Origin of the sequence: Pontibacter rugosus, from assembly GCF_042678745.1 — a bacterium.
GTDB classification, from domain to species: Bacteria; Bacteroidota; Bacteroidia; order Cytophagales; family Hymenobacteraceae; genus Pontibacter; species Pontibacter rugosus.
On sequence record NZ_JBHTLD010000153.1, the window covers coordinates 1 to 12664 of the forward strand.

Sequence of the window (12664 nt, forward strand, 5' to 3'; positions counted from 1 at the left end):
CTGAAAACAAACTTATTTTAAGATGAATACCATTAAAATCCGGACTACACAGAACGTGGAGGTAGAGTATGCGATGGCAAGCGTGGGAGACCGTATCATAGCCTACATCATTGATTCTGTTGTTTTCTTTGTTTGGATGATGGCCCTGATCATGCTTCAGGTAACTATTGGCTATGAAGCAGGGCCAATTTATACTTTCATTTTGATGGTGCCTTTGCTGTTTTACCACCCGCTCTGTGAGTTTTTCCTGAATGGACAAAGTATAGGCAAGAAGGCACGTGATATTAAAGTGATTAAAGTGTCAGGAGAGGCTCCTACCATAGGAGATTACCTGCTGCGCTGGCTTTTTCGCCTGGTTGATATCACAATCTCGAGTGGGTTGGTAGCTGTTGTTACAGTAGCAGCCTCCGACAAAGGGCAGCGCCTGGGTGATATGGCTGCCGGCACCTGTGTTATACGAAAGGAAGCTGTCAGAAGAAAAAACCGGGTGATGGTGAAGACAGAGGAGGGGTATCAGGTTATATTTCCGGAGGTGAGCCTGTTAACCGATAAAGATGTTGCACTGATTCGGCAGTTGCTGTACAAGGCCCGGCAGCATAACAATTATGAACTGCTGGAGAAAATAGCCCTGCGCGTAAAGGAAACAACAGGAATCCAGACGGAAATGCCTGATTGGGATTTTCTGCAGACAGTGGTAAAAGACTATCACCACTACACCCACGGCGACTTAACTGTGTAGTTATTGCAGCTGACTAAATTTGCTTACTCGTTCAGCCAAACACAAAGAAGCCCGGCCATTTCTAAAATGACCGGGCTTCTTTATGTCTACGGCAAATATAAACTTACAACTGCGGGTGTTTTTTAAGGGATGCAATTTGCTGCTTCAGTTCCTCTACGCGGTTTAACTCTGTTTGCAAATCACGCTTTACTTTCAGCTCTCTTTCGCGAGCATTTTTTTTGTGCTCATTTAGCTCGGTCTCTATCTCATCGTAAGCTTTTTTCTTTTCGATGGCAGTTACCTTGCTTGATCGGTGCTGCACCGCCATCACACCAAGTGCGATCAATAGCGCCGCGATAATACCGCTGGTCAGGAGCACATAAAACTGCTTTGGCCAGTCAATGCCTAATACAGAAATATGCGTGATATCATGCATGCTCTCCTGTATCTCCTGTTCCTTCTGCTCCATGTTTTGCTTCATTACCTGCAGCTGTTGCTCCTGGGCAGCTACATCGGCACGAGCTTCCTGTAGCTTCTTGTCGGCCTGCTCCTCAAAGTTGTCGAGCTTGTTGTCCTTTTCAGCTACCGTTTCCTGCACGTTTTTCCAGAAAGACTCCAGTGTAGTTATTTTTACCACCTTATAGCCCTGCCAGGTATTGGAGCTGCTTTTCAGGCTTTCATATTGCTTCTCTAGTTTGTTAGAAGCTGTTTTTTTGGATGCAGGTGCTTTTTCTGCTGCGGTACCTTGTGCCTGAACTGCCGTAACTGAACACACAAGAGCCAGGGAGAAAAAGAATGCCTTCATAAGCGAAAGTTTAAAATTTTACTTAATATAGTATTTTGGCTATAAAGCCTTCACGGGTAAAGATAAACAATTCTGTTAATATGCCCCGGAGGCTTATTGGGTAAACTTGCCATTCAGTTTATTATTGTAAAAGCTAATGATAAATATCAATTCAAATCATGAATATTAGCTAATGTCGGCTTTAGAGAAGTATAGTCAACATTTGGGCAGGTAATATAACGATGGCTGTAATTGATAATATGTTTAACAGAGCGGGTGTGCTATAGCAGAAAAAGGGCAGAAATGGCAAAAATATCAATGAACCACAGGCCTATACTTATCTCTTTTCTTTTGCCGGTAACAAGCTTTATAACAGTCCAAGTCAGGAAGCCCCAGATGATGCCTTGAGTAATGGAGTAGGTAAATGGGATAAGCACCATAGCCAGGAAGGCTGGAATGGCATCATCCAACTGAAACCAATTGATTTTTACAACTGGCCGAATCATAAATGCTCCTACCAGCACCAAGGCCGGAGCTGTGGCAATAGGTGGTATCATCGATAACAAAGGCGCCAGAAACAGAAAAGGCAGAAACAATATAGCTCCTACCACTGCCGTAAGACCCGTTCTGCCCCCAGCCTCAATACCTACTGCCGACTCTATATAGGCCGTGCCAGGGCTGGAGCCCAACAGCCCTGCCAGTGTGGTGGCAACGGCATCTGTGGTTAAGGAACGCTTTACATGGCGAGGTTCGCCATGTTCATCCAGCAGGTTAGCAGCTTCAGCAAGGCCTACAAACGTAGAAAGGCTGTCAAACATATCTGTAAACACAAAAGCAAAAATCACCGGGAATATAGCTAACTGCAGTGAATTGGCTAAGTCGAGCTGTAGCAGCAAACTGAAGTCAGGAGCCGAAAACACACCTTGCCAAGAAATTAACGGAGCAAAGTCTGTTCCCCACCATCTACCGATAGGATAGGAGGCAAGTGTAGTGAATAGGATGCCAATCAAAATGCCTCCTTTTACATTACGCACCAACAGTACCGACGTTAGCAGAAGCCCGGCCAGAAAAGTAAGCAAGGCGGGTGTCATGGGGCTAATGCCGATAATGGTAGCTGGGTTGGAGATAATGAATTTTGCATTGGCAAAACCAATAAGCGAAATATACAAGCCTATGCCTGCCGCAATGGCGTAACGCAAGGGTTTGGGAATTGCCTGTACAATCAGCGTCCGGACGTTAAAAGCGGAGAGGAGCAGAAACACTATACCTGACCAGAAAACGGCCCCCAGCGCCACCTGCCATGTAATACCCATACCCAATACCGCCGAATAAGTAAAGAAAGCATTCAGCCCCATGCCCGGGGCCACTAGAATAGGGTTTCGCGCATACAGCCCCATCATCAGGCTACTAAAAAACGATACCAGCACCGTAGCAGTAAGTACGCCAGCAAAAGGCATTCCGGCCTGGCTCAGGATCGTAGGATTAACGACAATGATATAAGCTGTAGCCAGAAAAGAGGAAACGCCGGCTAAAATCTCTGTCTTAACAGTGGTTTTATTCTGCTTCAGATGGAAGTATGATTCCATAATTTTTCAGGTTGAAGAGGTAACGCACGTTCTTGTGCAGGTAGTTGCGAGAACAAGTAAAGCTAACAGACACTCCCGGCATTCATCGGGAGCAAAGCTTTACGAAAAAGTACGACAATGAAACTGCATTTGGTTCAGCCCTTGCCAGAGATGCTTTCTATACTTGTAGCCATGCAAAACTTTCGAAAGCATCTAAACGAACGGCCCCGGCTATCCACAGAGGGAGAAGCCGGGGCCGTTCATAAGAATTTATGATTACTATCCGTAGATCTCGTTCAGAAGTCCTGCCAGGCGAATACCAGCCTGCAACAGGCGCTGCTCTACAAGGTTATAGTTGTCGTAGGCATAGCGGTAGCTAAGTTTTTTGTCTTCAGGTAAGTTATATACCTGTGGGCGGTAACTCATCGACTCATTTGCCCAGTCTCTTACCGAAGATGCCTGCCACTGCTTGATCTGCTCTTTTTTCGGCTCACCCAGGAAGCGTACAATTTCTGTGAAGCTCAGGCTTTTACTATCAATCATATCGCTGTCCCACACGCGGTGCAGGTTAGACGGCTGATAGAACCACTGTACCTTCACTGCGTTGCCTCCTGTGTCGTCGCCAGTACCTACGTGCAAGGGCTGGTGAACGTCGCCTACCAGGTGAATCAGGTACTTTAAGTATTCCTGCTCCTGCTCTTTGCTAAGGTTGCCGGCTTTTAAAACCTTGGTAGCCTCTTCGATTTTACCGATGATGTCACCGTTCGGGTTTTTCTCGGATTGCTCATATGTTGCCCCATCCTGTATGGTTACCCAATGCCAGTCGTGGGTATGGTCGTAAGCATGATCGCTTTTGATGTCATCCATCCAGACAGATACTTCTGCCAGTGTGTTTTCATCTAAAAGCTGCATAACTTTTTTATTCGCTTTCTTGCTCAGGTGCTGCTGTGCTACAAGCCCAACTGCACGGTGTCCGTTCTGGCCCCAGGCAAACGCTTGGCCCGCTACATACAGGCACAGAAAGAAAACGCTAGCTAATTTTTTCATGTAAACTTTGGTAGTTGATTTTCGTGATGCAAAACAATAAAATTTATGCTGAACTGTGACAGACAAATTTATTTTTGCTTTAATTTCTTTCGCTCCCAATATACCAGCATCATATTTTATGCTGTTCGTAAGAAACCCAAAAGCATAGAACAGTTTATATTAGCGCATTTTTCGTAATTTTGAATTCTGTATTATAAAATGCCTTACTATGAATAACGAATATAAAGGGAAAGTAATGTGGTCGCACCTTGATGCAAACGGCCACATGCGTCATTCTGCCTATGCCGATTTTGCCTCGCAGGCCAGAATAGCCATACTTGATGAGCAAGGGTTGGACTTAGGTACTTTCCAGCGCCTGAAAATAGGTCCGATTTTATTTCGCGAAGAGCTGATTTACCTGCGGGAAGTGGGTGTAAACGAGAATCTTCGTATTACCATTGAGCTTACAAAAGCAAGGGGAGATGGATCACGCTGGTCTATACGCCACGAAATTTTTAGAAGTGATGGTGTTAAAGCGGCTGTAGTGAACGTGGATGGTGCCTGGATGGATCTTGCTAAGCGCAAACTGACTGTATTACCTGATGAGCTGCAGGATTTGTTTATGCACATTAGCCGCAGCGAAAATTTTGTGGAAGAGGAAATAAAATAAGCTTGAACGAGCGTAAGATTATTTATGAAACCCTGCACAGTAAGTTTTGCTTGCTGTGCAGGGTTTTCTTGTCTCAGTCTTTATTCTTTTTCTGCTTTTTTTCTTTTCTGCGTTTTTTCCAGTTTTCTTTCCAACCTTCAAAGGTTTGAGCAGCTTTGTCGGCTACATTATCCAGTATGCGTTCCAAAAAGTTCTCCTGCGGCGGCTCTGCACGGAATGATTCACAGTTTAGGCTGGCTTGCCATGCGGCAGGTAAAGGCGTAAAAGTGCTGTTGTAGAAACCTTTGAAATCCGGGGATACAGCTAATCGGCGGTTGTATTCACCCCAGATAGGAAGTGCCGTTCTGGAGCCCTGCCCTAACTCCAAGGTACGGAAGCGTACTTCTGGACTTTCGCCACCTACCCATACGCCAGTCACCAGATTTGGCGTTATACCTATAAACCAGCCATCGGCATGGTTTTGTGTTGTTCCTGTTTTGCCGGCAATGTCCATCTTCAATCCGTACTGCGAGCGAAGCTTTCCGGCACTGCCTTCCTCCACCACACCTTGCAGCAAGTATAGCATAATGGCGGCTGTCTGCTCCGAAAGCACCTTTCTTTCATTTGAGCCTTTGCGATGTTCTCGCAATACCTTATCGTCCCGATCTGTAATTTTAGTGATATAAACCGGATCTACGCGATAGCCTTTATTTGCGAAGGTAGTATAGGCCGTTACCATTTCCTGTAAAGAGAGATCGGCAGTGCCAAGGGCAAGCGAGGGCACTTCTGGTAAGTTAGAGCTAATTCCCAGCCGATGTGCCATCGCCACAGTTTTGTTTACGCCGGTCTTCATGATAACCTGCGCGGAAATAGTGTTGACAGAGTGCGCCAATGCACCTCGCATGGTATATTCTCCGCCATACTGTTCGTCTGCATTTCTGGGCGACCAGTTGTCATACTCCGGATAGGTGACACGTTCGTTTGCGAAGTAGTCGCAGGGCTTCAAGCCTTTTTCAAGGGCAGCAGCATATACAATCGGTTTGAAGGTAGAGCCCACCTGCCGCTTCGACTGCACATGATCATACTTGAAAATATAATGGTTAATGCCTCCTACCCAGGCACGAACAAAACCTGTGGTTGGCTCTACTGACAAAAGACCTGCATTCAGGAAGCGCTGGTAGTAAGCCAGTGAATCCATAGGGCTCATGGTTTTTGTGTCGGTGCCACTCCAGCTATAAACCTGCATAGGTATGGGCTTTCGGAAAGCCTCTGCTATCTCAGCCTCAGACTTACCGGATGCTTTCATTTTCTTATACCGGTCAGAGCGCTGCATGCTTACTTGAAGTATATTGCTCTTAGTACCCCACGGAGCACGGCCACGCCAGTGCGCATCAAAGCCTTTCTGTAACTGTGCCATTTGTTTCCGGACAGCCGCCTCCGCATGGCGCTGCATACCGGCATCAATCGTAGTGTAGATTTTCAGCCCGTCTTTGTACAGGTTATAGTGGTCTCCACCTGGCTTCTTTTGTTTTGCTGCCCAGGCCATAAGTTCCTGGCGCAGATGTTCTCTGAAGTAGGGGGCAAGTCCATCGTTATGGGTAGTATAAGTATACTTAAGTTTGAGCGGCAACTGCTTCAGGGAATCAGCCTTGGCTTCGGGCAAAAAGTTATACTTGGCCATCTGGCTCAACACGACATTGCGGCGCATTTTGGATTTTTCCAGGTTCAGGCGCGGGTTATAGGTGGTAGTGGCCTTGAGCATTCCAATTAACACAGCGGCTTCTTCTGTCTTCAAAGAATCAGCAGAAGTGTTGAAGAAGCGGCGTGAGGCGCGTTCTATACCGTACAGGTTGCCGCCCATGGGTACGGTGTTCAAGTATAGCTCCAGAATCTGCTCCTTCGAATAAATCCCTTCTAACTTACGAGCAATGATCATCTCGCGAAGCTTGTTAACCGGCATGTCCCATAGCCAGTAGTCTTTGCGTGGATAGAGGTTTTTTGCCAACTGCTGGCTAAGCGTGCTTCCCCCGCCAGAGCTCTCGTTTTGCAGGAGCAACGATTTTATAAACACGCGGGCCAGACTTCGAGCATCAATGCCGCTGTGCTCATAAAAGCGGGCATCTTCTGTCGCCACGAGGGCTTGAACAGCAGCAGGGGAAATGTGCTCATACTTCACATTGGTTCTGTCCTGAATATAATAGCGACCGAGTAACTCTCCTCCGGCGGCATATACTTCAGACGCAGTGTTGTTGTGCACTGATTTAAGCTCTTTGGCAGAAGGCATGCCGCCTAAAAATCCGCTGTAAATGGCAAAGTAAAAAAGCACCAGCAGCAGTACGCCAAAAAGTGCCAGCTTATAAAATATCCGAAATAAAAATCTATAGTCAGAGCGGCTTCGGTTTGCCTGCCATTCAGCCCACTTCTGCTGCCAATAGACTTTAGAGAACTTAGGTTTCTGGCTTTTGTAAAAAGCAGACAATTCGCCATGCACCAGTCTAACAAACGGTGCCATGATTCTGGTGAAGATGAATTTTAAGATTTTAGTCAGCGTACGCCTCATGTTGGGTTTTGTCGGTAATTGGCTGTAGCCAGGCAAAGGAGAAAGTTCGAGATGCCTATAAACGCGCAAAGTACAAAATTTGCTGCAATGGCTGGTACTTTACAATAATTGCGCCAGTGCTAAGGTGGATGGTACAGCTACAACAAAGATAAATGCTTACCTTTGCTACACCATGTTAAGCACCAAATCCATACGAGGCAACTGGCTTAAGTACCCGCTGATGTGGGTAATGCTGCTTTGGGCGATAACCATGCCCGGGCATGAGATGATGGTGTACGACTACCTGGTACAGGGTTCTGTTTCTGATTCGGTGCTGCGTCTTTCGCCATCCGGAAAGCAGGACGAAGGACAAAGAGTGCAGCCGCAGAAAGTACAGGCTTTTGCTGATGCCGATACTGCTCCGGTATTGGTTGTAAAGCAGGTGCTGTATGTAAACAGCCTGTTGCTACTGCCTCTTATTGCAGCTCTTTTCAATAAAGAAAAACTACTATATTCTTCTCCGGAGGCTTTTTCTAAGCTTCTGAAACGGGTATTTCCTGTTTCTATACTTCCCAATGCGCCGTAGCAGATTTTCTGCTGTTTCTTCTGAACTGTTGTAGCCGCTCTTGTTTTGCACGGCTACAATTGCTGCCTGTGCGGTGTATAAAGAAACAATTCCTCCGCCAATTACCGGCTTTTATCTTCTTTTTTAAAAGCAGTTCTTGGCTCTTAGAGCTTATTTAAATTTCGTTTTTGCAAGCGAAAGCTGAATGGAAAGAGTTCTGGCAAAGCGGTTTTAGAGCTTCATAGCAGCGCTATGGGGCGAGAAAAGCGTGAAGCCAGGTTCCTTTACAGGCTTTTGCAGCGCAAAGCATGAATTTTAAACATGCTCTTAGCCTGATCTAACTGCCTTCATTTATTTTAATAAAATTTTAGCTATGGCAGAATTCTTCGTCCTGCTTTCTTTGCTTGCCCTTTTGGGTTTAAGCGTTGGCTTGCTTTATCCTAAGCTTTCACTTGTTTGGTATTCAGGCAAAAAGAACCGCTTAAATGTGCTGCGCATCTATCTGTTATTATTCGTATTATCATTTATAGTATTTGCCCTTGTAGAGGGCTCTTGATAGCAATATCTTTAATGCTTTATTTTTTTGAATAGCTTGGTAACCTATGAAATTTACTGTTGAAGATATTCTCTTTGGAGTCTCTGTTTTACTTTTTTTAAGCATCCTGGTAAGTAAGAGCTTGGGCAGGTTAGGGGTGCCGGCGCTAGTGCTGTTCTTAGGTGTAGGTATACTGGCAGGCTCAGAGGGTGTTGGTGGTATTTACTTTGATGACTCCCAGACAGCGCAATCGCTAGGTACACTGGCACTCACGCTGATCCTTTTCTCTGGAGGTATGGATACCCGCTGGCAAAGTACAAAGCCTGTGCTATGGCGGGGTATTACCCTTTCAACACTTGGGGTTTTTATTACTGCCATGCTTGTTGGCATTTTTGCCACCTATGTTTTAAACTTCTCCTTGTTGGAAGGGCTATTACTTGGTGCCATTGTATCTTCTACTGATGCGGCGGCTGTCTTTTCTATTCTGCGGGCACGTAACATCGGGCTAAAGAATAACCTGCGGCCAACGCTGGAGTTAGAGTCGGGCAGTAACGACCCTATGGCTTATTTCCTTACAATCAGCTTTACTTTTTTGCTTACTAACCCAGAGGCAAGCTTGTGGCAACTGTTGCCTATGTTCTTTTTACAGATGAGCATTGGTGCCGTGATGGGCGTTATAATGGGCTATGTAATGGCCTGGACAATCAATAAAATAAAGCTGGAGCAGGAAGGGCTTTACCCGGCCCTTACATTGGCTATGGTGCTGTTTACCTTCGCTTTCACAAACCTGATCTCAGGGAATGGCTTTCTGGCTGTATACACTGCTGCGGTTATACTTGGCAACAAGAATTTCATTCACAAACGAAGCCTCACGCGTTTTTATGACGGTATTGCCTGGCTCATGCAAATCCTGATGTTCCTTACCTTGGGGTTATTAGTATTTCCGTCTCAGATTTTGCCTGTGTTAGGAGTTGGCCTAATGATCTCGTTGTTCCTGATTTTTGTGGCCCGTCCGGTGAGTGTTTTTATCAGCATGTTTTTCTTTAAATCTACCTTGCAGGATAAGGTTTATGTGTCGTGGGTCGGGCTGCGTGGAGCGGTGCCTATTGTGTTTGCCACTTACCCGATGCTGGCAGGTGTAGAGCGTTCCGGTATGATGTTCAATATTGTGTTTTTCATCGTTTTAACATCTGTGATGCTACAGGGAACGACGCTTAAAGTTGTGGCAGATTGGTTAGGCCTAAGCGAGGTAGATGATTCTCCCAGAAGGTTACAGCTGGGGGAGGAGCTAGGTTACAACTCCCGTAATGAGCTGGTGGAGTTGCAATTACCGGCACATGGTGCTTCCATCGGTAAATCATTGGTAAATTTGCAGTTGCCCAAGACATCCCTGATTGTGCTAATAGACCGTGGAGGTAAGTTTGTGACGCCAAACGGTGCAACTATGCTGGAGCCCCATGATAAACTGATGGTGATGGTAGACAGCGAAGAAGAGTTGCAGCGGGTAAAGGCAATTCTGCTGGGGTAGCAGGAGCTGTATACCTGGCGCTTAATTCATAGCAGTACTTAGACAAATTTTCTTTAACCATTTTTGTCATCATGATAGGATCTTAATGATAGAGGGAGCCTTCTTATGCAAGTCAAAAAGCTTCATTTCCGGAAGGGAAGGTCTCTCTATTTCTACTCAGCTTCTTACAGAGTGACAGGTGCTTAGCCTATTTATAGTTAACTCCCTCCCAATACATAGGTAATAAGGTACAGCGTGTACAAGTATCAGCAAAAAAGAACCCCTGCTACTGGTGAGGCGGCAGGGGTAGGTTAGAGAAGCTTAGTTATTTGTAATAAAGGTGAGAATTGCACTATAGTGGATAGAATCTATGATCAGAGCAAGCTTAAAAAAAAGTCAACTTATATTTAGGCCTTTACGCTGATAATGGCGTCTGAGAACCGCTCCATTTCTTCCAGTTGCGGACTGCATTGCAGCAAAAAGAAATCAACTCCTACAGCTTCAAACTTGGCAATCTTATCTTGCACCTGAGCTGGTGTACCTACCAAGCCGGTGCGTAAGCCACGGTTAGAAACAGAATATTCCTGGAGCGAGAGCTGCCCCTCCAGCTGCGTTCCCGATAGCCACTGCTGGTAATTATCAAAACCGGCAGCGGTGTTTTGTACATCCGTGATGCGGTTCAGCTCCTTCTTCACTTCGGCTTCGTTTTCACGAATAATGCTGTAGGCGGCAACGCCATACTTCATCGGAGGCAGGCCCAGCTTTTCCCGGCGCTCCCGCATGTTGGCAATGCGTTTGCCAATCAGCTCTGGAGAATCTCCGTGCATTACGTAACCATCACACTGGGAGGAGATCAGGCTTTTTGCAGCTTCAGACTCACCGCCAGCATAGATGAAGGGCTTTTTCTCCGGCTTTGGCTGCAGAATGTTATCTTCCACTTTATAGTATTTGCCATTGTAAGAGAAGTGGTCTTTCTCCCACACATTTATTACTACATCCAGCCATTCTTTGGTGCGGGCATAGCGGTCGTCGTGCTCTTCAAAGTGGATGCCATACTTGGTAGCTTCCTCTTTCCACCACGACGATACTACATTGAGCGATAGCCTGCCGTTGCTGATGTGGCTAATATTGGATGCCTGCTTCGCCAGCTGTGCCGGGTTATGGAAAGTAGGACGAACGGCCACCATAATCTCCAGTTTTTCAGTAACAGCCGCAATGGCCGCAGCGGTAGACCAGGCATCCAGTGAAGGCGCTTCTTTGCCCTTAATGTCGTTCAGGTAGAGTTCAGCAATAAGGGAGAGGCTGTAGCCCCAATCCTCACTGCGCTGTGCGAGTTTTTTTACGTATTCCCATGTCGGCGCCATGCCTTCTTCTGGCACATTGCGCAGCCAGCCGCCGAACACAGGTAGCCAATATCCAAATTCCATACTTATGCCTCCTGTGTTTTAAGTTGCGCTCTTTTCTCTAGATAATCCACCAGGCGCTCATGTGGGTTAAAACCGATCACGTTCACAGCATCTGCCACAAAGTTTGAAAGCGCGTTTACATCATAGTAATAAACCTTGCCGTCGCGATCATCCACTGTGTACTCAATGCCACCTACATCAATGCCAGCCTCCTGCACAATGCGCTCAATGGCATCAACTACATCTTGTGGCGGTATGAAACCTTCTACTTTCATGCCGTTTTTAGGTGCATCCAGGGCGCAGGCGTTGCGGGCAAGTTCCTTACCGTTTGTTGTCTGGCAGATGTCGGCAGGGCAGAGGTTAAAGCTTTCGCCGGTTGTATAAACCTTTATTGCATACAGGTATTTACCGCCCAGGGTCTCTACACGGTTAATGTGGCCGCCACGTGCAGGTATAAACTCCTGTACCAGAGCAGTATGATCAATACCAAGCTTGATTTCTTTTGAGGTAACGGCAAGCGCCAGTTCTTCCACTGAGTCATAGCGGGTAATTCCGGCACCACTACCACCAATGTTTGCTTTTACCACAATAGGGAAGCGCAAACCTTTGGCGGCTTCTACTGCCTGCGATGCATGGTTGATAACGCGGGATTTCGGATAAGCCAAGCCAAGTTTCTCCAGCAGAACGTGCTGTAGTGCTTTATTTGTTTCGTATTGGAAAGCTTTATAACCGTTTACCACCGGCACACCTTTTGCCTCCAGGTGTGCCAGCAGGCCAAGAGTATAGAAGATGCCCTGCTCGTTGTTACGCAGGTAAGCTGATGGGCTCATGCGGTTAAAGAACAGGCTATACTGCTGCTCGTCAGCGGCAAGATCGTATGAATGCTCTGCAGCATTCTGACGCACATAGGAGATGCCTCGGGCTTCTAATTCATTAAACAAGGGGCGAAACCAGTCTGGATGCTCATGAAATATAACGATTGGTCTATCAGATGAAATAGTTGACATAGGAATTCTAATTTAGGATGTGTAGTCTTATGTTATAAAAATGAAAGTAAAGCCTGAAGAACAGGTAAACAGGTAAGTGCAGGGATGAAAAATCCTTTGTAATGACCCAAAAGGGCATAAGGCTGCTTTAAACTCATGTGCGATGGGCACAAAAAGCAAAGCTATCCCTGTAGGCTGCGTAGGTAAGGTGTTATAGAAAGACCAAAAAATATGGGACTACTATAAAACTGGCAGCAGGGTTAGCAACAACAACAGCAACAACAAGTATGGAGAATGCAAACAGAAGATGAACCCGAAGTATAAGAAGTGCTTTGGGTAAAGTATGAACCAGTAAGGTTAATTTTTGAGATCTTCATTTTTATT

At 46.1% G+C, this 12664-nt stretch carries 10 protein-coding genes; 4 read left to right on the plus strand and 6 right to left on the minus strand.

Annotated elements, in window-relative coordinates; genetic code table 11:
- Positions 1-22: 22 nt before the first annotated feature.
- Positions 23-739, plus strand: a complete 717-nt coding sequence (locus ACFQ2O_RS15155; RefSeq protein WP_377529325.1) for an RDD family protein — start codon at positions 23-25, stop codon at positions 737-739.
- Positions 740-842: 103 nt separating this feature from the next.
- Here ACFQ2O_RS15155 and ACFQ2O_RS15160 read toward each other — a convergent pair whose 3' ends face one another.
- The 3 genes from ACFQ2O_RS15160 to ACFQ2O_RS15170 form a co-directional block, all read right to left on the minus strand.
- Positions 843-1523: a hypothetical protein gene (locus tag ACFQ2O_RS15160; RefSeq protein WP_377529329.1), complete on the minus strand. Its 681-nt coding sequence runs from the start codon at positions 1521-1523 to the stop codon at positions 843-845.
- 260 nt (positions 1524-1783) lie between these two features.
- Complete coding sequence (locus tag ACFQ2O_RS15165; protein WP_377529332.1) at positions 1784-3088, minus strand: NCS2 family permease; 1305 nt, start codon at positions 3086-3088, stop codon at positions 1784-1786.
- 258 nt (positions 3089-3346) lie between these two features.
- Positions 3347-4114, minus strand: a complete 768-nt coding sequence (locus ACFQ2O_RS15170) for a S1/P1 nuclease (protein WP_377529335.1) — start codon at positions 4112-4114, stop codon at positions 3347-3349.
- Between the two features lie 208 nt (positions 4115-4322).
- Here ACFQ2O_RS15170 and ACFQ2O_RS15175 point away from each other — a divergent pair, with 208 nt between their 5' ends.
- Positions 4323-4763 carry an acyl-CoA thioesterase gene (locus ACFQ2O_RS15175; RefSeq protein WP_377529339.1) on the plus strand — a complete coding sequence of 147 codons (441 nt, stop codon included), beginning with the start codon at positions 4323-4325 and terminating at the stop codon, positions 4761-4763.
- Between the two features lie 73 nt (positions 4764-4836).
- Here the strand turns inward: ACFQ2O_RS15175 and ACFQ2O_RS15180 are convergent, their stop codons facing one another.
- The gene (locus ACFQ2O_RS15180) at positions 4837-7302 is read right to left on the minus strand and encodes a penicillin-binding protein 1A (protein ID WP_377529343.1); all 2466 of its coding nucleotides are present in this window, start codon (positions 7300-7302) and stop codon (positions 4837-4839) included.
- 172 nt (positions 7303-7474) lie between these two features.
- Between ACFQ2O_RS15180 and ACFQ2O_RS15185 the strand changes: the two genes are divergently transcribed.
- Both ACFQ2O_RS15185 and ACFQ2O_RS15190 read left to right on the plus strand, forming a co-directional pair.
- The gene (locus ACFQ2O_RS15185) at positions 7475-7867 is read left to right on the plus strand and encodes a hypothetical protein (RefSeq protein WP_377529348.1); all 393 of its coding nucleotides are present in this window, start codon (positions 7475-7477) and stop codon (positions 7865-7867) included.
- 581 nt (positions 7868-8448) lie between these two features.
- Positions 8449-9909 carry a potassium/proton antiporter gene (locus tag ACFQ2O_RS15190; protein WP_377529352.1) on the plus strand — a complete coding sequence of 487 codons (1461 nt, stop codon included), beginning with the start codon at positions 8449-8451 and terminating at the stop codon, positions 9907-9909.
- A 386-nt stretch (positions 9910-10295) separates the two neighbouring features.
- Here the strand turns inward: ACFQ2O_RS15190 and ACFQ2O_RS15195 are convergent, their stop codons facing one another.
- Both ACFQ2O_RS15195 and ACFQ2O_RS15200 read right to left on the minus strand, forming a co-directional pair.
- Positions 10296-11315: an LLM class flavin-dependent oxidoreductase gene (locus tag ACFQ2O_RS15195; RefSeq protein WP_377529355.1), complete on the minus strand. Its 1020-nt coding sequence runs from the start codon at positions 11313-11315 to the stop codon at positions 10296-10298.
- A 2-nt stretch (positions 11316-11317) separates the two neighbouring features.
- Entirely contained in the window at positions 11318-12301 is a 984-nt protein-coding gene (locus tag ACFQ2O_RS15200; RefSeq protein WP_377529358.1) for an ATP-grasp domain-containing protein, read from the minus strand.
- Between the last annotated feature and the right edge of the window lie 363 nt (positions 12302-12664).

Bases quoted from the DNA above. Each gene is read 5' to 3' on its own strand.
- ACFQ2O_RS15155 (WP_377529325.1), top strand. From the start codon at position 23: ATGAATACCATTAAAATCCGGACTACACAGAACGTGGAGGTAGAGTAT.
- ACFQ2O_RS15160 (WP_377529329.1), bottom strand. From the start codon at position 1,523: ATGAAGGCATTCTTTTTCTCCCTGGCTCTTGTGTGTTCAGTTACGGCA.
- ACFQ2O_RS15165 (WP_377529332.1), bottom strand. From the start codon at position 3,088: ATGGAATCATACTTCCATCTGAAGCAGAATAAAACCACTGTTAAGACA.
- ACFQ2O_RS15170 (WP_377529335.1), bottom strand. From the start codon at position 4,114: ATGAAAAAATTAGCTAGCGTTTTCTTTCTGTGCCTGTATGTAGCGGGC.
- ACFQ2O_RS15175 (WP_377529339.1), top strand. From the start codon at position 4,323: ATGAATAACGAATATAAAGGGAAAGTAATGTGGTCGCACCTTGATGCA.
- ACFQ2O_RS15180 (WP_377529343.1), bottom strand. From the start codon at position 7,302: ATGAGGCGTACGCTGACTAAAATCTTAAAATTCATCTTCACCAGAATC.
- ACFQ2O_RS15185 (WP_377529348.1), top strand. From the start codon at position 7,475: ATGTTAAGCACCAAATCCATACGAGGCAACTGGCTTAAGTACCCGCTG.
- ACFQ2O_RS15190 (WP_377529352.1), top strand. From the start codon at position 8,449: ATGAAATTTACTGTTGAAGATATTCTCTTTGGAGTCTCTGTTTTACTT.
- ACFQ2O_RS15195 (WP_377529355.1), bottom strand. From the start codon at position 11,315: ATGGAATTTGGATATTGGCTACCTGTGTTCGGCGGCTGGCTGCGCAAT.
- ACFQ2O_RS15200 (WP_377529358.1), bottom strand. From the start codon at position 12,301: ATGTCAACTATTTCATCTGATAGACCAATCGTTATATTTCATGAGCAT.